Here is a 21,708-nt window from a genome sequence, read left to right on the forward strand (position 1 = left end):
GAGGCGCCGTGGGCGAGCGAGGAGGGGGACGGCCGTGGCCGCAGCGCAGGACCGGGACAGGGGCAGGGGCAGCCCGGAGATCACCGCGGACGACCTGACCGGGGTCACCGAGGACCGCTGGCAGGCCGTCGAACTGCACCGCGCGCTGCGCGTCCTGGCGGCCAGCGAGGCCGCCGACCCGGCGCTGCGGCAGCTGGCCCAGGACGTGCTGGGCGGCCTGATCGGGGTGCCGGACGTCGCCGGGGCGGCCCGCTACCTGATGGAGCTCGGCCACCGCCTGGAGCGGCAGCCGGCCGTCGTGGAGAGCGGGGCCGCCGACGCCGCCGAGCAGTCCGCGGAGTGGTAGCGCCGCGCCCGGCGGCCCCGCTCCGGCCGATGCGCGGGCGGTATGACGACCGTTCGGCAACGGCCTTATGATCCGATGGTCAACACCGACCGGGCGCGGGCCGGGCAGACCGCCCGCGCAGACCGGCGCACCGACCGGCACCGAAACCCGAGGGAGTGGCCATGGCCGCAGCAGACAACGGCGACCTGGACGGTCCGGAGATCTCCGACGAGGAACTGCTCGACGTCGCCGACAACCCGCACCAGGCCGCGGAACTGCACCGCGCCCTGCGGACCTTGGCGAAGACCGACTCGGTCGGCCCCGAGCTGCAGCAGATGGCCCGGGACGTGCTCACCGGCCGGATCGGCATGCGCGACATCGTCGAGTCGGACCGCTACCTGTCCGCGATCGGCAACCGGCTCGGCGAGATGCGCGAGGCCGCCGAGAACATGTCCCCCGAGGAGCGGGCCGCGTCCGAGAAGCGCGCCGTCAAGCTCCGCGAGCAGGCCGAGGCCGAGTACGGCCCCGACGAGCCGGAGGAGTGGGAGCGCCCCCGCGACCGGCCCTGACCGCCCCGACCACGCGCCCGGGCCCCGAGTGCTCGATCTCGGCGCCCGGGCCGCGGAGCGATCCGACGGCCCGTCAGCGCAGGCCGGCGAGCTTGTCCGGGTTGACCTGGAGGCGGAGGCGGTGGATCCGGCCGTCGACCAGGTCGTAGGTCAGCGCGCCGACGGGCCGACCGGCGAGGGTGAACAGGACGTTCTCCTCGCCGTTGATCCGCGCCGACCGCCCGACGACGCCCTGCACCTCGGGCTTGGCCAGCACGCCCAGCAGCCAGCGGGCGACGTGGTCGGTGCCGTGCAGCGGGCGGCGCGCCGCGGTCACCTTGCCGCCGCCGTCCGACCAGCAGGTGACGTCCGGCGCGAGCAGCTCCAGCATCGCGTTCAGGTCGCCGCCGGTGCAGGCCGCCAGGAAACGGTCCGTCACCTCGCGGCGCTGCTCCGGATCACTGTCGAAGCGCGAGCGCCGCTCCCGCACGTGCGCGCGGGCCCGGTGCGCGGTCTGGCGGACCGTCGCCTCGCTGCGGTCCAGGAAGCCGGCGATCTCCGCGTGGCTGAACCCGAACGCCTCGCGCAGCACGAACACCGCCCGCTCCACCGGGCCCAGGCTCTCCAGCACCACCAGCAGCGCCGTCGACACCGAGTCCGCGCGCTCCGCCTGCTCCGCGACGTCCGGCCCGGTGAGCAGCGGCTCGGGCAGCCACGGTCCGACGTAGCTCTCGCGGACCGCCCGCGCCGAAGTCAGGCGGTTCAGCGCCAGGTTGGTGACGGTGCGCACCAGGTAGGCGCGCGGGTTGGCGACGTCCGTCCGGTCCGCCGTCGCCCACTTGATCCAGGCGTCCTGCAGCACGTCCTCGGCGTCGGCGACGCTGCCCAGCAGGCGGTACGCGGTGCCGAACAGCAGCCGCCGGTGGGCGGCGAACACCTCGGTGGCGTCGGCGGAAGCTTCGATCACGAAGCCAGGCTGCCAGCGAACCGGCGCGCCGGGCAAGCCGGCTGAGCGGCCGTCAGAGGGTGGCGACGCGCTGCAGCAGTTCGTTGAGGGTGGCCCGCTCGGCGGGGTCGAGCGGCTCCAGCAGCTCCTCGGTGACCCGGCGGCTGTCCCGGTCCGCGGTGCGCAGCAGCTCGCGCCCGGCCTCGGTGAGCACCACCTGGCGGCTGCGGCGGTCGGCGGGGTCGGCGCGGCGCTCGGCGAGGCCGAGGCGCTGCAGGTCGTCGAGCAGGGCGACGATCGCGCTCGGGTCGTAGCCGAGGCGGTCCGCGAGTTCGCGCTGGCGGGCACCGTCGACGGTGGCCAGGTAGCGCAGGATCGCGTGGTGGCGCAGGCGCAGGCCGTGCTGTTCCAGGGCGGCGTCGAACAGGCTGCCCGAACGCAGGCCGAGCCGGTACAACATGGCCCGCACCGTCAACGGACTCGACGCCCTCAAGGCCCTCGCCGGCGCCGACCTCGGCGCCAGCAGCTGGCTCGACGCCACCCAGCAGCGCGTCGACACCTTCGCCGACGCCACCGACGACCACCAGTGGATCCACACCGACCCCGAGCGCGCCGCCGCCGGCCCGTTCGGCGCCCCGATCGCCCACGGCCACCTCACGCTGTCCCTGTTCATCCCGCTGTTCACCGAACTGCTGGAGGTCGAGGGCGTCAGCACCAAGGTCAACTACGGGCTGAACAAGGTCCGCTTCCCCTCGCCGGTCAGGGTCGGCTCCCGGATCCGACTGGTCGCCCGCCTCGCCGAGGTCGACGAAGTCCCCGGGGGGCTGCAGATCACCGTCGACGGCACCATCGAGATCGAGGGCGCGCCCAAGCCGGCCGCGGTGCTGCAGAGCGTCTCCCGCTTCTACGCCTGACCGCGCGTCACCCGCGACCGGTCCCGGCCGCTTCCGCGCGGCCGGGGCTCAGGCGCTCACGGTCGGGGGCTCAGGCGTTCGCCGGCCGGGCGCGGAACAGCTGGGCGGCCATCGGGGCGGTGACCTGACCGGAACCCAGACGGTCCGTCATCTCCTCCGCGAAGAAAGCCTGCAGGGCGGGATCGTCGGGCCGGCCGCCCCGGGCCTCGACCGCTGCCCGCAGCGGCGTGCCGGTGAGGAAACCCGTGGCGACGGCCGCCGCCGACTCCGCGGTGCCGTCCAGGACCAGCGGCTGGTGCCACTCCAGTTCCAGGCCGGCCGTCGCGAGGTCCGCCGACACCTGCTCCGGGTCGTGGTAACCGTGCGGCAGGGACGGCAGGAAGTCCGGCGGGTCGGCCGGGAAGGCGCGCTCGGCGGCCGCCTGCACCGCGAAATCGAAGGCGTGCGACTCGACCGGCCCCCAGGTGTTGAACAGGAACCGCCCCTCCGGCGCCAGCACCCGCCGCACCTCGGCGAACGCCCCCGGCTTGTCGGGGAAGAACATCGCGCCGAACTGACACACCACCAGGTCGAACACCCCGTCCGCGAACGGCAGGCGCTGCGCGTCGGCCTGCCGCCAGGACGCGCTCGGCACCCGGTCCCCGCCGAAGGCCACCATCGCCTCGTTGAGATCCGTCGCCACCACCTCGGCGCCCGGCAGCGCCACCACCAGCCTCGAGGTCAACGCGCCCGTCCCCGCCGCGAGTTCCAGCACCGTGCGGGGCCGCAGCACGGCGGCGCGCCGCGCCAGGTCCTCCGCGAACGGCCGGAACAGCACCGGCACCAGATACCGCTCGTACGCCTCCGGCATGGACCGGGACCACCGCCGGTCGGCAGCAACATCGCTCACCCCGCCGACGCTACCCCCACCTCCCGCCGCCGCGCGGCCGCCACACTGGGGGTGGAACGCTCGGCCCGACCGGGAGGGCTGACAGTGCGGTGGTCTACCCTGCGACCCCATGAGGAACGCGATCGACGGACTGCTTCGACTGGTGCCGGCGCCGGCCGAACCGGTGGACGGGCACCGGGACCGGTCCGTCGTCGAGGACGAATGGGCGTCGGAACTCCCGGCCGACTACCGGGAGCTGGTGGCCCGGTACGGCCTGGGCGAGTTCTGCGGCGAGATCTTCTTCTGCACCCCCTTCGGCGACCACGAACACCGTCTCGGTTGGCAGGACGCCGACCGCCCGGTCGACCTTCCCGCTCCCGCAGCCGACCTGCGCCCCATATCCGATCCACCCCGCGCCGGGCGCCCTGCTGATCTGGGGCTGGACCCCGGAGAGCACCAGGCTGTGCTGGCGCACCGGGGGAGCGGCTGTGAGATCGATTCGCGGGCCCTCGGCAGGACGGAGCCGGGGGAGCGCCCCTGGTTCACGTCCTGCCGGGAGCTGGAACGCTTGCGGGAGGCGCTGGCGCCCACCGAGGGCCGCGGCAGCTTTCGCTCGCCCTACGAGAGGGACGTCCGCCAGGACCGCTTCGCCGCCACTGACCTGGACTGGCGGCTGACCTACGAGACCGCGTACGGACATGCGATCAGGGCGTCGTTCCCTCCGGAGCACCGGGCGGTGGCCCGGGTACGGCTGCTGGCCGCGGTCGAGGCGATGGGATGCGAGGTCCAGAGCGTCCGGTCGGACCGGGGCGAGCCGGTCTGGCCGGAACTGTCCGGTCCCGGCGGCTGACGCGGACGGCCGCCGCCCAGGGGTGCTGCGCGTTCCGAGGAAACAATTCGCACGACCGTGCTGACAAGTCGCGTAGCATCGGGCGCATGACGGACATTCAGGAGCTCGACGCACGCGTACTGCGGATCACCGGGTCTTTCGTCGACCGGGTCGACGTCACCGTGCTCGACCTGCCGACGCCCTGCGGGGCGTGGACCCTCGGGCAGTTGCTGGCGCACATGGTCGGACAGAACCACGGGTTCGCGGCGGCCGCCCGGGGGGAGACCCGCGACCGCGGGGTCTGGGACGACCGGCCGGTCGGGACGGACCCGGCCGGGGTGTTCGCCGCCTCGGCCGCGGACGTCACCGCCGCGTTCGCCGAGAACGCCGCGACGGAGCGGGGGTTCTGGCTCCCGGAGATCCACGACACCGTGCTGTTCCCCGCGACCCGGGCGATCGGCTTCCACTTCCTGGACTACCTCGTCCACGGCTGGGACGTCGCCGTCTCGATCGGCGCCCGGCCGCGCTTCGACCCGGACCTGCTCGCGGCCGTCCTCCCGATCGCCGAACAGGTCCCCACCGGCCCCGCCCGGGAACGCCCGAACGCAGCCTTCCGGCCGGCTCTGGCCGTGCCCACCGACGCCACCCCGCTGGACCGGGTGCTCCGGCTCCTCGGCCGCGACCCGAACTGGCCGGCGCGGCCGGTGGCTTGACCGCGCAGTGGGCGACTCCGTGGCCGTGGTGGCGTCCCGTCAGGGCTGGTGGGTGAGGACCGCGGTGACGACGGTGTGGAGGTGGTTGCGGAAGCGGGTGAGGACGGGGAGGTCGAGGGGGCCGCGGCGGGTGCCGGCGGGGTCGATGACGCCGGCCTGGCCGAAGGAGTGGGAGGTCCAGACGATGGTGAAGACCAGCATCTCGACGTCGACGTGCGGGCCCAGGCCGGCGCGGTCGAGGACGGTGCGGACGGCGGTGGCGACCTCGGCGACCAGGGGGCCGGCGAACTCGGTCTCGATCTGTGACTGGTCGGCGCCCTCGGCGAGCCAGCGGCGCATCCAGAGCGCGGGCACCTCGGGGTGGTTGAGGCAGAAGGACAGGTAGGCGTCGACGAAGTCCAGGAGCGCGGCGCGGGTCTCGGCGGGGGAGGGCCCGCAGGCGTGCAGGCGGGCCAGGGCCTCGGTGACGACCTGACGCTGTGCCAGGTGGGCGCGGCGCATCACCTCGCGGTACAGCTCGGGCTTGCCGCCGACGTGGTAGGCGACGGTGGCGATGTTCAGGCCGACCGCGTCGCCGATCGCGCGGGTGCTGGTCGCGTCGTAGCCGCGCTCGGCGAACAGGCGGGTGGCGGTGGCCAGGATGCGTTCGCGGGGGCCGTCCTCGGGCTGGCTGCTCATGGAGTCGGAGGATAGCGGACCGGGCAGCCCGGGCTCAATCAGGTGCTGGAGGAGGAAGCAGCAGGTCAGAAAGGATTGCGCCCGACTCCATCATTCGATTGAATGAGCGCCTTTCCAGGGGGACCACGAGAGGAGCACCCCGGCATGGGCTCGACGAGGGTGGCGGTGGTCGGCGCCGGCGCGGCCGGACTGGCCGCCGCGAAGGCACTGCTCGACGACGGCCTGGACGTCACCGTCCTGGAACGCGGCGAGCGACCCGGCGGCCTCTGGGCCGGCGACGACGGTGCGGGCACGTCCCCCGCGTACGACAGCCTGCACCTGAACACCAGCAAGGGCCGCACCGAGTTCGCCGACTTCCCGATGCCGAAGGAGTGGCCGGACTTCCCGTCCGCGACCAGGGTCGCCGGATACCTCGCCGACTACGCCGCGACCTTCGGCGTCGGCGAGCGGATCCGGTTCAGGACCGAGGTCGAGCGGGTGCGCCGGGTCGACGGCGGCTGGGAGGTGACGACCGCCGCCGGCGCCGAGACCTACGACGCCGTGGTGGTCGCCAACGGCCACAACCGGGAGCCGAAGTGGCCCGCCCCCGGCTACCCGGGCGCCTTCGACGGCGAGCAGCTGCACGCCCACGACCACCGCACCGCCGAGGCGTACCGCGGCCGGCGGGTGCTGGTGGTCGGCATGGGCAACTCCGCGATGGACATCGCCGTCGACGCCTCGCACGTCGCCGCCGGGCCCGTCCTGCTCTCCGCCCGGCACGGCACCCACATCGTGCCCAAGTACCTGTTCGGCCGCCCCGCCGACGCCACCGGCGGGGCGCTCGCCGTGCTGCCCTGGCGGATCCGGCAGGCCGTCGCGCAGACGGTGCTGCGGCTGGCCGTCGGCACCCCCGAGCAGTACGGGCTGCCCAAGCCCGCCGGCGGGCTGTTCCAGAACCACCCGACCATCAGCGACACCGTGCTGCACCGGCTCACCCACGGCGCGATCGAGGCCCGCCCCGGCGTCGAGCGACTGGACGGCCGCACGGTGCACTTCACCGACGGTCGCGAGGACCGGGTCGACGTGATCGTCTGGGCCACCGGCTACCACGTCACCGTCCCGTTCCTGGACGAGCGGTGGACCGGGCCGGACCCCGAGCAACTCCCGCTCTACCAGCGGGTGTTCCACCTCGACGACCCGACGCTCGCGTTCGTCGGGCTGATGCAGTCCACCGGCGCGGCCCTCCCCGTCGTCGAGGCGCAGGCCAAGCTGGTCGCCGCCCACCTGGCCGGCCGCTACGCCCTGCCGGACGCCGAGCGGCAGCGCGCCGCCGTCGACCGCGCGCACGCCGCCGCCGTCCGGCGGTGGGGCAGCAAGCGCCCGATGATGCGGATCGACTTCGACCAGTACGTGGCCGCCGTCCCGCGCGAACTCGAGGCCGGCGCCCGCCGCGCCGGAGCCAAGAAGAAGGAGGCGGCGCAGTGAGCCCGCTGAACCGCCGTCAGGACCCGACCGGTCGCCGGGTGCTGATCACCGGCGCCTCCGGCACCATCGGCCGCGCCCTCGGCGCCCGCCTCACCGCGGCCGGCGCGCACGTCGTCGGACTCGATCTGCGCCCGACCGGCGACGAGCCGTTCACCGTCGTCCGGTGCGACGTGACGGACGACGACAGCGTCGGCGCGGGCGTCGCGCGGGCCCTCGAACTCCTCGGCGGCCTCGACGTCCTGGTCAACAACGCGGGCATCGGCGGCCCCGCCCCCGCCGAGTACCCGCCGGGCGGCGAGGTCCGCCGCCAGCTGGAGATCAACCTGCTCGGCACCTGGCGGGTCACCGCCGCCTGCGTGGACGCGCTGGTCGCCGCCCGCGGCCGGGTCGTCATGGTGACCTCCCGGATGGCCGTCATGCAGCTGCCGCTGGCCGCCGCGTACGGGGCGTCCAAGCGGGCCATGGTGGCCTACGCGGACGCGCTGCGGCTGGAACTCGGCACCCACGTCGGCGTCAGCTGCGTGTACCCGTCGGCGGTGCGCAGCCCGATCCACGACTCCACCAGGGCCGCCGGCCTCTCGCTGGAGGGCATGAGCGTGTACGAGCCGCTGGAGGGCGTGCTCGACGCGATCGAGCTGGGCGCGTTCGCCGTCCGGCCGCGCCGGGACATCACCACCACCCGCAAGGGCGCCGTGGAGTTCTTCCTGGCCCGGCACCTGCCCGCGCTGACCGACCGGATCGTGGCCCGCACCCTGCGGGCCCGGGCCGCCGCCGGGGCGTTCGACGGCGCCGAACTCGCCGCCGGCGTGGTGGCGCGGAACGCGAGCGGCAGATGACGGCCGGACGGGAGCCCGCCGGCGAGCGCGGAGCGGCCGCCGGACCGGACCTCGGCGACGGGCGGGGGACGGCCTCGGCCCGGCAGCCGGCGGCCGATCGGCGGCCCGGCCGGGGCGCGCTGACGCTGTACGCCGCCGGGTCGGTCGGCATGGGCGTGTGGGTCACCGTGCCCGGCCTGCTGCTGCTGTACTTCCTCACCGACGTGCTCGACGTGCCCGCCGCGCTCGCCGGACTCGCGCTGCTGCTGCCCAGGGCCGTCGACATCGTCGTGCACCCCCTGCTCGGCTCCCGCTCCGACCGGCAGGCCCGGCGCCGCGGCGACCGGCGGCGGATAATGCGGGCCGGACTGCTGCTGGGCGTGGCGATGACCGCGATGTTCAGCGTGCCCGCCGCGCTCACCGGCCCGGCCGCGGCGCTCTGGGCCGGCGGCTGGTTCGTGCTCGGCAACCTGCTGTTCGCCGCCTTCCAGGTCCCGTACCTGACCACCCCGTCCGACCTGCGGGTCGGCTACCACGAGCGGACCCGGGTCTTCATGTACCGGATGGCGCTGCTGACGGTGGGTCTGCTCGGCGCGGGCGTCGCCGCGCCCGCCCTGTCGGCGGGCGGCTCCCGCGGCGACTACACCCGGATGGCAGTGCTGCTGGCCGTCGCGATGGCGCTGTCCGCGGCCGTCGCGCTGCTCGGGGTCCGCCGGCTCACCGCCGAGTGCGGCTTCCGGGCCCCCGACGAACGGGCCGGGCACTCCACCCTCGCCGACCTGCGGGTCGCGCTGCGCGACCGGGACTACCGGGCGCTGGTGCTGTCCTACCTGTTCACCGGCGCCACCACTCACCTGTTCCTGGCCGCCCTGCCCTACGTCACCGAGTACGTCTTCCACGACGCGAAGCTGACGGCGCTGTTCATGGGCCTGTTCCTGGCGCCCGCGATCTTCGCCGGACCGGCCTGGACGGCCTGGTCGCGGCGCCCCGGTAACGGCAAGCAGCGCGGACTGCTGCTCTCCCAGGCGGTGTTCGCGGCCGGCTCGCTCGCCCTGCTGGCCGCCGCCGCGCTCGACGGCACGGCCCGGGTCGCCGTCACCGCCGCCGTGGTGACGGCGATGGGCGTCGCCTTCTCCGGACTCCAGCTGTTCGCCTTCTCGATGCTGCCCGACGCGGTGGCCGCGGCCGAGACCGACGGCGGGTCCAAAGCGGGCGCGTACACCGGCGTGTGGACGGCGACCGAGGCCACCGGCACCGCCGTCGGCCCCTACCTGTACTCGACGGTGCTCGCCCTCGGCGGCTTCGTCTCCAGCACCGGCGACGAGCACGCCGCCCAGTCGGGGACGGCGCTCACCGCGCTGCTGCTCGGCTTCACCGTCCTGCCCGCCGTGCTGATGGCCACCGCGCTGCGGTTCCAGCGGCGCTGCGCCCTGGACGGGCGGGCCGGATGACCGGCGCGGAGGCGCTCGCCGTCGCGGCCGTCGGCTTCGGCGGGTTCGCGCAGGCCGTCACCGGGATGGGCTTCTCGCTGGTGGCGGCCCCCGCGCTGATCGCCGCGCTGGGCCCGCACCGCGGCGTCCCCGCCGTGCTGCTGCTCGCGGTGCTGGCCTCGCTGCTGCCGCTGTCCCGGGACTGGCGGCACGCCCGCGCCCGGGACGCCGGCCGGCTGCTGCTGCCCGCGCTGCTCGCCATCCCCGTGGTCGCGTGGCTGACCCGGTCGGTGGACAGCCGCGTGCTGGCGGCCGCCGCCGGCTGCGGGGTGCTGATCGGGGTGGCGCTGCTGGCCTGCGGCCTGCGCTCGGCGTTCCTTCGCCGCCCCGCCGGAGCGTGGGTGAGCGGGCTGGCCAGTGCCGGACTCAACGTGGTCGGCGGCGTCGGCGGCCCGCCGATCGGCCTCTACGCCGCCAACGCGGGCTGGGCGCCCCGCGAGTCCCGGGCCACCCTGTACGCGTTCTTCCTGGTGCAGAACGTGGCCACCGCGACCACCCTGGGCTTCGTCCGCCCGCCCTGGCCCACGGTGGCCGCGCTCGCCGTCGGCGCGGCGGCCGGCATGGCGCTCTCGCCGCGCCTGTCGCCCGCCGTCACCCGCACCGGCGTGCTCGCGGTGTCCTGCATCGGCGCCGTGGCGCTGATCGGCACCGCGCTGTGACGGGCCGTCAGCCGGCCGCGCCGCAGCGCTCGGTGTCGATCTCCGGCAGGGTCGCCGCCGCGTAGCGGGAGCCGTGCACGGTGTCCGCCGACAGGATCCGCCCGGCCTGCTCCAGCAGCTCGGCGGGCACCGCCAGGTCCAGCACCGACATGTTCTCCCGCAGGTGGGCGACCGAGCGGGTGCCGGGGATGGCGAGGACGTGCTCGCCGCGCGAGAGCACCCAGGCCAGCGCCAGCTGCGGCAGCGTCAGGCCCGCGGCGGCGGCCAGCTCGGCGAGCCGCTGACGGAGCGCCAGGTTCGCCGGGTAGTGGGCGGCGTCGAAGCGCGGCATGCCGAGCCGGATGTCGCCCGCCGGGAGCTCCGCCGGGACCGGCGGGGCGTCCGTCAGGAAGCCGCGCGCGACGGGGCTGAACGCGACCAGTGCGACGCCGAGTTCGCGGGCCGCGGCCAGGGTGCCGCGCTCCGGGTTGCGGGTCCACAGGCTGTACTCGTTCTGCAGCGCCGTGACCGGGTGCACCGCGTGGGCCCGGCGCAGCGTCGCGGCCGACACCTCGGACAGGCCGATGGTGCGGATCTTGCCCGCCGTGACCAGCTCGGCCAGCGCGCCGACGCTCTCCTCCACCGGGACGTCCCGGTCCAGGCGGTGCAGGTAGTACAGGTCGATCACGTCGGTGCGCAGCCGGGCCAGCGCCGCGTCCGCGGTGCGCCGGATCGTCTCCGGGCGGCCGTCGATGACGCGCCGTCCGTCCACGCCCGTCATGCCGCACTTGGAGGCCAGCACGATCCGCTCGCGGTGCGGGGCGAGGACCTTGCCGACCAGTTCCTCGTTGGCGCCGAACCCGTACAGCGCCGCGGTGTCGAACAGCGTGACACCCGCGTCCAGCGCGGTCAGCAGCAGCTTCGCGGCGTCCTCGGCGGAGGGCGCCGCGCCGTAGGCGTGGCTGAGGTTCATGCAGCCGAGGCCGACGGCGGGAACCTCGAACGGCCCGAGCCGCCGCAGCGAGCTCACGCGATCACCGGGGCGGCCGCGAGCTGCTGCTCCAGGCCGGCCAGGGTGCGGTAGCAGGGCAGCACCTGGGCGAGCGAGGCGTTCGGCTCGCGGCCCTCGCGGATCGCCGCGACGAACTCGCGGTCCTGCAGTTCGATGCCGTCCAGCGAGACGTCGATGCCGCTGACGTCGATCGGTTCGTCTTCTCCGGTCACCAGGTCATCGTAGCGAGCGAGGTAGGTACCGGTGTCGCCGATGTAGCGGAAGAAGGTGCCGAGCGGGCCGTTGTTGTTGAAGGACAGCGAGAGGGTGCAGATCGCGCCGCTCGCCGCCTTCAACTGGATCGACATGTCCATCGCGATGCCCAGCTCCGGGTGGACCGGGCCCTGGACCGCGTTGGCCTGCACGATCGGCGAACCGGTCTGGTGGGCGAACAGGTCGACGGTGTGCGCGGCGTGGTGCCACAGCAGGTGGTCGGTCCAGCTGCGCTGCCGGCCCAGCGCGTTCAGGTTGGAGCGGCGGAAGAAGTAGGTCTGCACGTCCAGTTGCTGGAGGGCGAACTCCCCGGCCCGCACCCGGCGGTTGATCCACTGGTGGCTGGGGTTGAAGCGGCGGGTGTGCCCGGCCATCGCCACCAGGCCGGTGCTTTCGGCCGCCGCGACGCACGCCTCGGCGTCCGGCAGCGACGCCGCCACCGGGATCTCCACCTGCACGTGCTTGCCCGCCGCCAGGCAGGCCAGGGTCTGCGCGGCGTGCATCGGCGTCGGCGTGGCCAGGACCACCGCGTCCACGTCGTCCATCGCCAGCACCTCGTCCAGGTCCGCGGCGGCCCGGGCGACGCCCTGCTCCGCGGCGAACCGGCGCCCGCTCTCCGGGCTGGAGGAGACCACGGCGGCCAGCTCCACGCCCTCGATCCGGCGCAGCGCCGCCGCGTGCTTGGCCCCGAACGCCCCGCCGCCCGCCAGGGCGATCCGCAGGGTCTGCTGCTTCGTCATCTCAGTTCTCCTCTGCGGCGTTTGCCGCCCGCGGGTGGTTCTGCAGGATCAGGTGGCCGACGGCGGTGTTGGACGCCGGCACGTGGTAGAAGCGGTGCTCGACCTCGACCGCGCCGCCGTCGTCGACGTCGCTCAGCGCGCCGCGCGCGATCAGCCACATCACCAGCTCGATGCCCTCCGAGCCGGCCTCCTCGACGTACTCCAGGTGCGGCACCCGGGCCAGGCCCGCCGGGTCGGCGACCAGCCGGTCAAGGAACGCGTTGTCCCACGCGCGGTTGATCAACCCGGCGCGCGGGCCCTGCAGTTGGTGGCTCATCCCGCCGGTGCCCCAGACCTGCACGTTCAGCGGCCGGTCGTAGGACTCGATGGCCCGGCGCAGCGCCCGCCCGAGTTCGAAGCAGCGCGCCCCCGACGGCACCGGGTACTGCACCACGTTGACGTGGAACGGGATGACCTTGCACGGCCAGCGCTCCACCTCGCCGAACATCAGCGACAGCGGCACCGTCAGGCCGTGGTCGACGGGCATCTCGTTGGCCAGGGTGAGGTCGAAGTCCTCCCGGATCAGGCAGTGCGCGATGTGCGCCGCCAGGTCAGGGTCGCCCTCGATGCCGGGCACCGGACGCGGCCCGTAGCCCTCGTCGGCGGTCGGGTAGGCGGCGCCGGTGCCCAGCACGAAGGTCGGGACGAGCGACAGGTCGAAGGCGCTGGCGTGGTCGTTGTAGACCAGGAGCACCACGTCCGGGACGTTGCGCGCCGCCCACTGCCGGGAGTGCTGGTAGCCCGCGAACACCGGCTGCCAGTACGGCTCGTCGGTCTTGCCGTGGTCCATCGCCGCGCCGATCGCCGGGACGTGCGAGGTGAACACCGCGGCCGACACGGCGGCGTGCTCGGCGGGCGGCGCCTGGTCGGCGTACGCGGCCTCCAGCACCGCGTGGTCGATCCGGCTGGCCGCGGCGGAGGCCGAGCGGCCGCCGGCGGCCATCATGTCCCGGTACTCCTGCTCGGTCATCCCTGTCATCGAGCCGGCCATCTGCTGGAACGAGAAGCCCAGCGTGGCACCCCACTTGGCGAGGAAGTAGATGTTCCCGCCCTCGCGCATCGCCGCGTTCAGGTCGCGGTCCAGCAGCGCCTGCTTCTGCGCCTCGCGCAGCGGCCAGGCGTCCAGGTAGGCGCGCTCGTCGGCCAGGTACGCGGCCCGGTTCTCGGCCGTCATCAGCGACATGCAGAACTGGTTGAGGTGGTACCCCTTGGCGGACTGCTCGGCGTCGAAGATCGTGGTGCCCGGCACGAGCCGGTACGTGCGGTCGATCGTCATGCGGTCAACTCCCTTCCGGCGAAGGCCAGTAGAGGCGGTTGGGGTTGTCGACCAGGAGCCGCCGGCGGAGCTCCGGGGTCGGGGCGATGTGCGGGAGGAAGTCGACCAGCAGGCCGTCGTCCGGCATGTGGTCCCTCAGGTTGGGGTGCGGCCAGTCGGTGCCCCACAGCACCCGGTCGGGGAACTCCTCGACCACCCGGCGGGCGAACGGCACCACGTCCCGGTAGGCGGCGCGCTCGCCGTCCAGGGCGGCCGGGCCGGTCAGGGACAGCCGCTCCGGGCAGCTGACCTTGCACCAGATGTCCTCGCGGGCCCGCAGGAAGGACAGGAATCCGGCGAACTCCGGCCCGTCCACGTCCTTCCCGACGTCCGGACGGCCCAGGTGGTCGATCACCAGCGGCACCGGCACGGACAGGAAGAACTCGCGCAGCTCCGGCAGGTCCGCCGCCTCGAAGTACAGCACCACGTGCCAGCCCAGCGGGGCGATCCGCTCCACCACGTCCCACAGGTCCGCGCGCGGCGTCACGTCGACCAGCCGGCGCACGAAGTTGAACCGCACCCCGCGCACCCCCGCCGCGTGCAGCTCCCGCAGCTCCTGCGCCGAGATGCCCGGCCGGACGGTGGCCACGCCGCGGGCCCGGCCCTCGGAGCGGTGCAGGGCGTCCACCAGGGCGCGGTTGTCCGCGCCGTGGCAGGTCGCCTGGACGATCACGTTGCGGGCGAAGCCCAGCCGGTCGCGGAGCGCGAACAGCTGCTCCGCGGAGGCGTCGCACGGCGTGTACTTGCGCTCCGGCGCGTACGGGAACTCGGCGGCCGGGCCGAACACGTGGCAGTGCGCGTCCACCGCGCCGGCCGGGAGGTCGAGCGCCGGGCGGCTGGGGGAGGGGTGCCAGTCCAGCCAGCCGGGGGTCTTCTGAGTGTCAGTCACAGCCGTTCAGTCCTCGTAGCGCAGGCCGAGCTCGGCCAGCGGGCCGCGCATGCGGTACATGTCCAGGCCGAGTTCGCCGGAGCGCAGCCGCTCCCGCTTGCCCGCCTCGTTCGCCTCCCGGGCCGCCGACGCCTCGGCGACCTGCGCGGCCCGCTCGCGGGGCACCACGACCACGCCGTCGGCGTCCGCCAGCACCACGTCACCCGGTCGCACCAGCGCGTTGGCGCACACCACCGGGACGTTGACGGACCCGAGGGTGGCCTTGACGGTGCCGCGGGCGTTCACCGCACGGGAGAAGACGGGGAAGTCCATCGCCCGGAGGTCCGCGACGTCCCGCACCCCGCCGTCGATCACCAGACCCGCGCAGCCCCGGGCCCGCAGCGAGGTGGCGAGCAGCTCCCCGAAGAAGCCGTCCTCGCTCTCCGTCGTGCACGCCGCCACCACCACGTCGCCCGGGCGGACCTGCTCGGCCGCCACGTGCAGCATCCAGTTGTCGCCCGGCTGCAGCAGCACGGTGACGGCCGGCCCGCACAGCCGCGCGGTCGGGTAGACCGGCCGCAGGTACGGGCGGGTCAGGCCGGTGCGGCCCATCGCCTCGTGCACCGTCGCCGTGCCGAACGCCGACAGCGCGGCCACTGCGGCCGCGTCGGCCCGCTCGATCTTCGTGTGGACGACACCGAGTTCGGTGTGCATCGGTTCTCCTCGGGTTCAGCGGCCGGCCGCGGCGAGGCGGGCGGCCAGTCGGGGGTGGACGCGCAGCGCGTTGCCGGCGTGGACCGCGGCCCGCTGCTCGGCAGTCAGGTTCGCGGTGGCGTCGACGTACCGGCGGGTGTCGTCGAAGTGGTGCCCGGTGCGCGGGTCGACCCCGCGGACGGCGCCGATCATCTCGCTGGCGAACAGCACGCCCTCGGCCGGAACCACCGCGGTCAGCAGGTCGATGCCCGGCTGGTGGTACACGCAGGTGTCGAAGAAGACGTTGGTGCCGAGCAGCTGCTCCGGCTCCGGCCGGCCCAGCGCCTGCGCCAGCCCGCGGAAGCGCCCCCAGTGGTACGGCACCGCGCCGCCGCCGTGCGGGATCACCAGCCGCAGGGTCGGGAAGTCCGCGAACAGGTCGCCCTGCAGCAGCTGCATGAAGGCGGTGGTGTCGGCGTTCAGGTAGTGCGCTCCGGTGGTGTGGAACGCGGGGTTGCAGGAGGTCGACACGTGCACCATCGCCGGGACGTCGTACTCCACCAGCGCCTCGTACAGCGGGTACCAGCTCCGGTCGGTCAGCGGCGGGGCCGTCCACCTCCCGCCCGACGGATCGGGGTTGAGGTTCACCGAGACCGCGCCCAGCTCCTCCACGGCGCGCCGCAGCTCCGGCAGGCAGGTCGCCGGGTCGACGCCGGGCGACTGCGGCAGCATCGCGCCCATCGCGAACCGCTCCGGGAACAGCGCGCTCACCCGGTGCACCAGGTCGTTGCAGATCCGCGCCCAGGCGGCCGACACCGCGAGGTCGCCGACGTGGTGGGCCATGAAGCTGGCGCGCGGGGAGAAGACCGTCAGGTCGGTGCCGCGCTCGTCCATCAGACGCAGCTGGTTCGTCTCGATCGCCGCCCGCAGATCGCCGTCCGAGACGGTGAGATCGGCCGGATCGGGGGCGGCGGCCCCGGAGGCGGCGGCGGCCACCTGGCGGGCGCGCCAGTCGGCGAGCTGCGGCGGGGCGGTGGTGAAGTGGCCGTGACAGTCGATGATCATGTGTGCTCCTGAGGGGTCGTTCGGTCCCGGGGGGTCAGCGGGTCGGCCAGCCCGTGTACTGCTCGGCGAGGTACGTCCGGCCCGCGCGGGTGCCCACCAGGCCGTCCAGCTCGCCGAGTTGGCGGCGCAGGTCGAACGGCGAGGCGTCCGGCGCGGTGTGCAGCAGCCGGGTCATCCAGGACGAGAAGTGCTGCGCCCGCCAGATCCGGCGCAGCGCCTGCGGCTGGTAGTCGGCCAGTGCGGCCTCGCCCTCCGTGCCCAGGGCCCGCAGCAGCACGCCCGCCAGCACCTTCACGTCGTGCAGCGCCAGGTTCAGCCCGCGCGCCCCGGTCGGCGGCACCGTGTGCGCCGCGTCGCCCGCCAGCAGCAGCGAACCCCAGCGCATCGGCTCCTGCACGAAGGACCGGAAGCGCAGCACCGTGCGCTCCAGGATCGGACCCTCCGTCAGCCGGAAGCCGTCCTCGCCCGCGACCCGGGCCTGCAGGGTCTCCCAGATCCGCTCGTCCGACCAGGCCGCCACCCGCTCCGCCGGGTCGCACTGGAAGTACATCCGCTGCACCGACTCGGTCCGCCGGCTGATCAGCGCGAACCCGTGCGCCGAGTGCGCGTACACCAACTCCGGTGCGCTGGCCGGGGCCTGGGCCATCACGCCGAACCAGGCGAACGGGTACTCGGCGGCGTACCTGGTCCGCTGCCGCTCCGGGACCAGGCCCCGGCACATGCTGCGCGAGCCGTCCGCGCCGACCACGAAGCGGGCCCGGATCTCGTGCCTGGTCCCGTCGTGGGCGGTGAAACGGACCCGGGGAGCCTCCGTGCCGGGGTCCAGCACCTCGGTGTCGCGCACCCCGAAGTGCACCGTCCCGCCGTCCCGCGCCCGGGCGTTCGCCAGGTCGACGAACACCTCGGTCTGCGGGTACAGCCACACCGAGGCGCCGACCAGGGCGCGGAAGTCGATCCGGTGCGGGCGGCCGCCGAAGCGCAGCTCGGTGCCCTCGTGCTCGTGGCCCTCGCGCAGGATCCGGTCGCTCACCCCGGTCTCCACCAGGTCCCGGGCCGCGTCCGCCTCCAGGATCCCGGCGCGGTGCGTGGTCCCGATCTCCTCCCGGGTCCTGAGGTCGACGGCCACCGCCTCGACGCCCGCCCGGCCCAGCAGATGAGTCAGCATCAGCCCAGCGGGCCCGGCGCCGACCACGGCGACCGGCACCTCGGTGACGGTGTCGACTACGGATTCGGGCATGGCGACTCCAGGGCACGGCGGCAAGGGGATTCGGGTACGCCCCGAACGCTGGCACCCGGCCCCGGGCCCCGTCGCCACCCTTTCCGCCTGACGGAAACCCCCGGCCGCCGGGCGGCCCCTTCGCCCAGACTGCTGGGCAGCCCCCGGGGCCCGCACTCCGACCGGCCCTAGAGCGCCGTCCGGGCCCGCCGCCCCAACTCCTCGGAGATCCCGTGCACCGCCCGCAGCAACGGCTCCCGCAGCCCCCGCGCCCGATCCGCGCCGCGCGCCGCGACCACGATGCCGAGTGCCGCGCTCACCGGCCCGGTGCGCCCGATCCGCACCGGCGCCGCCACCGCCACCGTGCTCTCCGACAGCTGACGGTCGCTCACGAACACCTGCTCGCGGCGGATCAGGTCCAGCTGCGCCCGCAGCGTCCGCGGATCGGTGACGGTGTGCGCCGTCCACGCCCGCAGCGGCGCGCCCAGCACCTCCTCCTGCAGCTCGCGCGGCGCGTGCGCCAGCAGCACCCGGCCCATCCCCGTCGACCCGACCGGGAACCGGGTGCCCACCATGGTCAGCAGGTCCACCGAGCGGTGGCCCGCGATCCGCTCCACGAACACCAACTCGGCGCCCTCGCGCACCGCCAACTGGATGTTCTCGTGCGTCGCCTCGTACAGGTCCTGCATGAACGGCAGCGCCGCGTCCCGCAGGATCTGCGTCCGCGGACACCCCGAGGCGATCTCCCACAGCCGCAGCCCGACGTGCCACGACCCGTCCTCGGCCCGCTCCAGCGCACCCCACGCCGCCAGCTCCGCCACCACCCGGTGCGCCGTGCTGATCGCCAGACCCGTGCACTGCGCGATCTCCGACAGCGTCCGCGACGGGTGCTCGCGATCGAACGCCGCCAGCACCTGAAGGACCTTGCCGGCCGCCGACACCCGCGAATCGCTCATCCCGCCAGTCTCGCAGACCCCACCTGACCAGTACCGTTCCCGGAGGACCCCGTTGATGGACCTGACCGCACTCAGCTCGATGGCCGTCCGCCCCGCGCTCGCCGGCCTCGCCCCACTGCTGCGGCAGGCCGGCCTCCGGGTCCGGTTCGAGGCGGGCGGCGGAGTGGACGTCGCCCGCCGCATCCGGGACGGCGCCGTCGCGGACCTGGCCGTGCTCGCCGCCGACGCCCTCGCGGCGCTCCATGCCGAGGGCCTGGTCACCCCGCCGGTGCCGCTGTGGGACTCCGACACCGTCGCCGCCGTCCCCGCCGCCGCCCCGCCCACCGCCCTCGCCACCGTCGACGACCTGCGCGCCCTGCTGCGCTCCGCCACCGCCGTCGCCCACTCCACCGGCCCCAGCGGCACTGCCCTGCGCGCCCTGGTCGACCGCCTCGGCCTGACCGCGCACGTCCGGCTCGTCCAGGCGCCGCCCGGCACCCCGGCGGGCGCCCTGGTCACCGACGGGCGGGCCACGGTCGCCGTCCAGCAGCGCAGCGAACTGGCGGCCCTGCCCGGCGTGCGCGTCCTCGGCCCGCTGCCCGGCGACGCCGCGATCACCTCCACCTTCGCCGCCGCCGTCCTCACCACGGCTCCCCGCCCCGTCGCCGCCCGCACCCTGCTGGACCTGCTGGTCTCGACCGAGGCATCCGCCGCGGCGCTGGCGGGCGGCATGCGACCGGTCGGAGCCGACCGGCCCTGACGCACCATCAGGGAGCGCCGTCAGGTGCTGTCGACCAGCGGCGTCCGAGGACCGGCAGGCGGAAGCCGCGGTGCCCAGGGACTCCTCCGGGAGACGCGCGCCGCCTCGGCGCTGACGCGCGCAGCCGCCGCGCCGCGCCACCGCGACGGGCTGACCCGCTCGGGCCTACCGTCGAGGAAGGGGGGAGAGACCCCGAGGTGACGTGATGGTGCTTCTCGCCGCGCCGGTCGCATCGACGATCGCCGCCGACACCGCCCGCTGGGACAAGTTCTTCGCGGACTGGGTCAGACCCGTCGGCCAGGTCGTGATCGTCGCCGCGATAGTGCTGGCCGTCATGACCGCCCTCAGCGGGCTGCTCACCCGGACGATGGTGTCCTGCCGGGCGGAGGCGTGGAAGGCGCCGACGATCCGCTGCTGGACCGCGCTGGGCGGTGCCGCCATGCTGGCGGTCGGCGTGCTCGCCACCGTGTACCCGATGTTCGCTCCGTTCCACGACGCGGCCTGGCTGGCCCTCGCCTTCCCGCTCGGGGTGGTGCTCCCCGGCCTCGCCCTGCCGGTGTTCGCGTCCGGACTGCACTGGAGCCGCGCAGGACGCCTCGAGTACGACCGGAGACGGCTCGTCATGCCGCGCGGGACGGCCGTGACCCTCGCACTGCTCTGGGCGGGCCTGCTCACGTACTTCCTCGTCGCCGGACACCAGGGCCGGCTGATCGTCGCCGACGCCGGCCTCGCCGTCCTCGGCATCACGGCGGTCGCCACCGCCCTCGGGCAGAGCCTGCGCATCCAGATCGAGGCGCAGGACGCGACGGGCGCCGCCGACGCCGCCGCGTCCGACTACGTGCTCAGCCGGCTGCAGCACCTCAGCACCAAGTCGATCGACCGGGTGGGCATCTCGCGGGCGTCCGAACTCAGCAAGTTGCTCAGCGAGGACCTCAGTGCGATCCCGGCCGGCAACATCGCCGGATCCATCGCCAAGGTCCTCTACGCCATCCGTCCCGGCCTCACCTGGCGGGCCCGGGTGACCACCATCGACAGCGACCGGGTCACCGTCACGCTCACCCGCAACGGACTGCACGCCTTCACCGCACTGGTCAGCCGCCCCGAACTCGGGCTGCCCGCGATCCCCCCGGACACCACCGAGCCCGCCCTCACCGGGTGCAGGGACCAGGCCCGCGCGCAGCTCCTGACCAGTGCCGCCGCCTGCATCCTGGTCAGCCTCAGCAAGGGCCACCGGGAACTGAGCCAGGGGCTCTGCGGAGCGGAGCAGTGGACGGCCGTCGCCCTGCACGTGATCGCCACCGACTCCGCCATGGCCGGTGACCCGCCCCTGCAAAGGGCCCTGCTCCGGCAGGCCGTCCACCTCCAGCCGGGCTACGGACCCGCCCGCTTCGACTACCTCGGCGCCCAGTTCATGGCCACCGGACGCACGCTCGACGACCGGCTCCGGTTCGCCCGCCTGCTCGCCCCCCTCGTCGAACTCGCGAAGGACGAGGACGACGGGACGATCCGGTTCGGCTGGGAGACCGTCTACCTGGAGGCGCTGTACGGCCGGATCGTCCTGTGGCTCGGCGGCTACCTCGGCGAACACGGCCGGCCCGACCGCCGGAAGATCGCCCTCCTGATGGAGGCCGAGCCGACCCTGGTCGCGGACGTCGAGGCGTGCGCCGACGAGCTGTCCGCCGCCTGCGCCACCCTGCACGCGCGCTGCGAGCAGGAGAGCCGGCGCTTCGACACCGGCGAACTGCTCCGCTACATCGAGGCGATGAGCAAGCGCGCCGAGCTGATCGGCGCCATGCTCGGCCTGATCAAGGACCAGAAGCACCAGCGCGGCCACCGGCCCTCCCGGTGGACGTCGCCGGAACCCGACACCGCGCCCTCGCCGGAACTCGCCTACTCCTACGCCCGCCTGGCCGCCCTGGTGCGCACCTGCAAACTCGACCCCGGCCCGCTCGGCGAACCCGAGGACCACCTCGCCCTCGCCATCGCCGGAACCAAGGACCGGCGCACCCTGAAGGAGGACCCGTCCTTCGTCGCCATGCTGCACGATCGGTCGGCCGGGACCATGCGGGTCATCGGCTTCGAGGACCGGGTCGGCATGCTCGAACTCCCGCCGTTCCTCCCGTTCGCCGACCGGCTCCGCGAGATCGGTCTGACGAGCTTCGCCGCCCTCCTGGCGAGCACCGGGGGCGGCGCCGACCGGCAGGAGCTCGCCAGCTACCTCGGGGTCTCCGGCCTGCGCGCCAACCAGCTGCTCGGCATAGCCCGACTCTCGGATCTGCACGAGGACTTGAGTCGACCCGAGGTGGTCAAGGTGTTCCTCGACGTCGGCGTCACCTGCCCGGCCGACCTCCGACGCCGCGTGCGGGAGGACAGCCGCCGACTGGACGAAGCCCTGCAGTCGACCGCCTACGACCAGGGCGTGCGCAAGGAACGCGCCTTCGCGGAACCGGAGCGGTGGCACCGCGCCCTCGACGGGCCGCGGATCCCGCCCGCCCGCGTCGGCAGCGTCGACATCGGGCGGAACCCGGACCCGGCGGCCGCCTGCTGACGGACCGGAGGGTTGACGCGACGCCCGGGCGGGCTGC

The 21,708-nt window shown here is 74.5% G+C and carries 23 protein-coding genes; 11 read left to right on the forward strand and 12 right to left on the reverse strand.

The features are described 5' to 3' along the window. The first annotated feature begins 34 nt into the window (after positions 1-34). On the forward strand, positions 35-346 hold the full coding sequence (locus BX266_RS33700) for a hypothetical protein (RefSeq protein ID WP_099906179.1): 312 nt from the start codon (positions 35-37) through the stop codon (positions 344-346). A gap of 161 nt (positions 347-507) precedes the next feature. Then, positions 508-894 carry a hypothetical protein gene (locus tag BX266_RS33705; protein ID WP_099906181.1) on the forward strand — a complete coding sequence of 129 codons (387 nt, stop codon included), beginning with the start codon at positions 508-510 and terminating at the stop codon, positions 892-894. A gap of 73 nt (positions 895-967) precedes the next feature. Here BX266_RS33705 and BX266_RS33710 read toward each other — a convergent pair whose 3' ends face one another. Further along, the gene (locus tag BX266_RS33710) at positions 968-1,840 is read right to left on the reverse strand and encodes an RNA polymerase sigma-70 factor (RefSeq protein ID WP_099906183.1); all 873 of its coding nucleotides are present in this window, start codon (positions 1,838-1,840) and stop codon (positions 968-970) included. A 52-nt stretch (positions 1,841-1,892) separates the two neighbouring features. Continuing rightward, positions 1,893-2,279: a MarR family winged helix-turn-helix transcriptional regulator gene (locus BX266_RS33715; protein WP_099906185.1), complete on the reverse strand. Its 387-nt coding sequence runs from the start codon at positions 2,277-2,279 to the stop codon at positions 1,893-1,895. On the opposite strand from BX266_RS33715, the gene BX266_RS33720 reads away from it, so the two are divergent. Continuing rightward, positions 2,278-2,733 (forward strand): MaoC family dehydratase, encoded by a 456-nt coding sequence (locus tag BX266_RS33720; RefSeq protein ID WP_099906187.1) that lies wholly within the window; start codon positions 2,278-2,280, stop codon positions 2,731-2,733. The genes BX266_RS33715 and BX266_RS33720 overlap by 2 nt on opposite strands. Positions 2,734-2,803: 70 nt before the next feature. On the opposite strand, the gene BX266_RS33725 is transcribed toward BX266_RS33720, so the two are convergent. Further along, on the reverse strand, positions 2,804-3,583 hold the full coding sequence (locus BX266_RS33725; RefSeq protein WP_099906189.1) for a class I SAM-dependent methyltransferase: 780 nt from the start codon (positions 3,581-3,583) through the stop codon (positions 2,804-2,806). Between the two features lie 148 nt (positions 3,584-3,731). Here BX266_RS33725 and BX266_RS33730 point away from each other — a divergent pair, with 148 nt between their 5' ends. Together BX266_RS33730 and BX266_RS33735 are read left to right on the forward strand one after the other, a co-directional pair. Further along, positions 3,732-4,451 carry a hypothetical protein gene (locus tag BX266_RS33730; protein WP_099906191.1) on the forward strand — a complete coding sequence of 240 codons (720 nt, stop codon included), beginning with the start codon at positions 3,732-3,734 and terminating at the stop codon, positions 4,449-4,451. Between the two features lie 86 nt (positions 4,452-4,537). Continuing rightward, a complete protein-coding gene (locus BX266_RS33735; protein ID WP_099906193.1) occupies positions 4,538-5,143 on the forward strand; it encodes a TIGR03086 family metal-binding protein in 606 nt (201 codons plus the stop codon). Positions 5,144-5,182: 39 nt separating this feature from the next. On the opposite strand, the gene BX266_RS33740 is transcribed toward BX266_RS33735, so the two are convergent. Then, positions 5,183-5,821, reverse strand: a complete 639-nt coding sequence (locus tag BX266_RS33740) for a TetR/AcrR family transcriptional regulator (RefSeq protein WP_099906195.1) — start codon at positions 5,819-5,821, stop codon at positions 5,183-5,185. Positions 5,822-5,965: 144 nt separating this feature from the next. On the opposite strand from BX266_RS33740, the gene BX266_RS40390 reads away from it, so the two are divergent. The 4 genes from BX266_RS40390 to BX266_RS33760 are packed head-to-tail and all read left to right on the forward strand — an operon-like array spanning position 5,966 to position 10,249. Further along, the gene (locus BX266_RS40390) at positions 5,966-7,285 is read left to right on the forward strand and encodes an NAD(P)/FAD-dependent oxidoreductase (RefSeq protein ID WP_099906197.1); all 1,320 of its coding nucleotides are present in this window, start codon (positions 5,966-5,968) and stop codon (positions 7,283-7,285) included. Continuing rightward, on the forward strand, positions 7,282-8,121 hold the full coding sequence (locus BX266_RS40395; protein ID WP_099906199.1) for an SDR family oxidoreductase: 840 nt from the start codon (positions 7,282-7,284) through the stop codon (positions 8,119-8,121). Before BX266_RS40390 ends, BX266_RS40395 begins: the two co-directional genes overlap by 4 nt. After that, entirely contained in the window at positions 8,118-9,551 is a 1,434-nt protein-coding gene (locus BX266_RS33755) for an MFS transporter (protein WP_099906201.1), read from the forward strand. Before BX266_RS40395 ends, BX266_RS33755 begins: the two co-directional genes overlap by 4 nt. Further along, positions 9,548-10,249 (forward strand): TSUP family transporter, encoded by a 702-nt coding sequence (locus BX266_RS33760; RefSeq protein ID WP_099906203.1) that lies wholly within the window; start codon positions 9,548-9,550, stop codon positions 10,247-10,249. Before BX266_RS33755 ends, BX266_RS33760 begins: the two co-directional genes overlap by 4 nt. Before the next feature lie 7 nt (positions 10,250-10,256). Here BX266_RS33760 and BX266_RS33765 read toward each other — a convergent pair whose 3' ends face one another. The 8 genes from BX266_RS33765 to BX266_RS33800 form a co-directional block, all read right to left on the reverse strand. Next, positions 10,257-11,258, reverse strand: coding sequence for an aldo/keto reductase (locus tag BX266_RS33765; protein ID WP_259464983.1), 1,002 nt, complete (start codon positions 11,256-11,258; stop codon positions 10,257-10,259). After that, positions 11,255-12,232 carry a Gfo/Idh/MocA family oxidoreductase gene (locus BX266_RS33770; protein WP_099906205.1) on the reverse strand — a complete coding sequence of 326 codons (978 nt, stop codon included), beginning with the start codon at positions 12,230-12,232 and terminating at the stop codon, positions 11,255-11,257. The genes BX266_RS33765 and BX266_RS33770 overlap by 4 nt, the downstream gene beginning before the upstream one ends. Before the next feature lies 1 nt (position 12,233). Further along, positions 12,234-13,547, reverse strand: coding sequence for a protocatechuate 4,5-dioxygenase subunit alpha (gene ligA / locus BX266_RS33775; protein ID WP_099906207.1), 1,314 nt, complete (start codon positions 13,545-13,547; stop codon positions 12,234-12,236). Positions 13,548-13,551: 4 nt separating this feature from the next. Continuing rightward, positions 13,552-14,475 carry an amidohydrolase family protein gene (locus BX266_RS33780; protein WP_099906209.1) on the reverse strand — a complete coding sequence of 308 codons (924 nt, stop codon included), beginning with the start codon at positions 14,473-14,475 and terminating at the stop codon, positions 13,552-13,554. A gap of 6 nt (positions 14,476-14,481) precedes the next feature. Then, positions 14,482-15,168, reverse strand: coding sequence for a 4-carboxy-4-hydroxy-2-oxoadipate aldolase/oxaloacetate decarboxylase (gene ligK, locus BX266_RS33785; protein WP_099906211.1), 687 nt, complete (start codon positions 15,166-15,168; stop codon positions 14,482-14,484). A 15-nt stretch (positions 15,169-15,183) separates the two neighbouring features. Beyond that, the gene (locus BX266_RS33790; RefSeq protein WP_099906213.1) at positions 15,184-16,212 is read right to left on the reverse strand and encodes an amidohydrolase family protein; all 1,029 of its coding nucleotides are present in this window, start codon (positions 16,210-16,212) and stop codon (positions 15,184-15,186) included. A 34-nt stretch (positions 16,213-16,246) separates the two neighbouring features. Further along, positions 16,247-17,449 (reverse strand): 4-hydroxybenzoate 3-monooxygenase, encoded by a 1,203-nt coding sequence (locus BX266_RS33795; protein ID WP_099906215.1) that lies wholly within the window; start codon positions 17,447-17,449, stop codon positions 16,247-16,249. 167 nt (positions 17,450-17,616) lie between these two features. Continuing rightward, a complete protein-coding gene (locus BX266_RS33800; RefSeq protein WP_099906217.1) occupies positions 17,617-18,384 on the reverse strand; it encodes an IclR family transcriptional regulator in 768 nt (255 codons plus the stop codon). A 55-nt stretch (positions 18,385-18,439) separates the two neighbouring features. Here BX266_RS33800 and BX266_RS33805 point away from each other — a divergent pair, with 55 nt between their 5' ends. Together BX266_RS33805 and BX266_RS33810 are read left to right on the forward strand one after the other, a co-directional pair. Then, on the forward strand, positions 18,440-19,123 hold the full coding sequence (locus BX266_RS33805) for a substrate-binding domain-containing protein (protein ID WP_099906219.1): 684 nt from the start codon (positions 18,440-18,442) through the stop codon (positions 19,121-19,123). 205 nt (positions 19,124-19,328) lie between these two features. Next, complete coding sequence (locus BX266_RS33810) at positions 19,329-21,671, forward strand: hypothetical protein (RefSeq protein WP_099906221.1); 2,343 nt, start codon at positions 19,329-19,331, stop codon at positions 21,669-21,671. Positions 21,672-21,708: the final 37 nt, after the last annotated feature.

It is taken from the genome of Streptomyces sp. TLI_171 (assembly GCF_003610255.1).
Taxonomy (GTDB): domain Bacteria; phylum Actinomycetota; class Actinomycetes; order Streptomycetales; family Streptomycetaceae; genus Kitasatospora.

Bases quoted from the DNA above. Each gene is read 5' to 3' on its own strand.
- BX266_RS33705 (WP_099906181.1), top strand. From the start codon at position 508: ATGGCCGCAGCAGACAACGGCGACCTGGACGGTCCGGAGATCTCCGAC.
- BX266_RS33720 (WP_099906187.1), top strand. From the start codon at position 2,278: ATGGCCCGCACCGTCAACGGACTCGACGCCCTCAAGGCCCTCGCCGGC.
- BX266_RS33715 (WP_099906185.1), bottom strand. From the start codon at position 2,279: ATGTTGTACCGGCTCGGCCTGCGTTCGGGCAGCCTGTTCGACGCCGCC.
- BX266_RS33725 (WP_099906189.1), bottom strand. From the start codon at position 3,583: ATGCCGGAGGCGTACGAGCGGTATCTGGTGCCGGTGCTGTTCCGGCCG.
- BX266_RS33730 (WP_099906191.1), top strand. From the start codon at position 3,732: ATGAGGAACGCGATCGACGGACTGCTTCGACTGGTGCCGGCGCCGGCC.
- BX266_RS33735 (WP_099906193.1), top strand. From the start codon at position 4,538: ATGACGGACATTCAGGAGCTCGACGCACGCGTACTGCGGATCACCGGG.
- BX266_RS33740 (WP_099906195.1), bottom strand. From the start codon at position 5,821: ATGAGCAGCCAGCCCGAGGACGGCCCCCGCGAACGCATCCTGGCCACC.
- BX266_RS40390 (WP_099906197.1), top strand. From the start codon at position 5,966: ATGGGCTCGACGAGGGTGGCGGTGGTCGGCGCCGGCGCGGCCGGACTG.
- BX266_RS33755 (WP_099906201.1), top strand. From the start codon at position 8,118: ATGACGGCCGGACGGGAGCCCGCCGGCGAGCGCGGAGCGGCCGCCGGA.
- BX266_RS33760 (WP_099906203.1), top strand. From the start codon at position 9,548: ATGACCGGCGCGGAGGCGCTCGCCGTCGCGGCCGTCGGCTTCGGCGGG.
- BX266_RS33770 (WP_099906205.1), bottom strand. From the start codon at position 12,232: ATGACGAAGCAGCAGACCCTGCGGATCGCCCTGGCGGGCGGCGGGGCG.
- ligA (WP_099906207.1), bottom strand. From the start codon at position 13,547: ATGACGATCGACCGCACGTACCGGCTCGTGCCGGGCACCACGATCTTC.
- ligK (WP_099906211.1), bottom strand. From the start codon at position 15,168: ATGCACACCGAACTCGGTGTCGTCCACACGAAGATCGAGCGGGCCGAC.
- BX266_RS33790 (WP_099906213.1), bottom strand. From the start codon at position 16,212: ATGATCATCGACTGTCACGGCCACTTCACCACCGCCCCGCCGCAGCTC.
- BX266_RS33795 (WP_099906215.1), bottom strand. From the start codon at position 17,449: ATGCCCGAATCCGTAGTCGACACCGTCACCGAGGTGCCGGTCGCCGTG.
- BX266_RS33800 (WP_099906217.1), bottom strand. From the start codon at position 18,384: ATGAGCGATTCGCGGGTGTCGGCGGCCGGCAAGGTCCTTCAGGTGCTG.
- BX266_RS33805 (WP_099906219.1), top strand. From the start codon at position 18,440: ATGGACCTGACCGCACTCAGCTCGATGGCCGTCCGCCCCGCGCTCGCC.
- BX266_RS33810 (WP_099906221.1), top strand. From the start codon at position 19,329: ATGGTGCTTCTCGCCGCGCCGGTCGCATCGACGATCGCCGCCGACACC.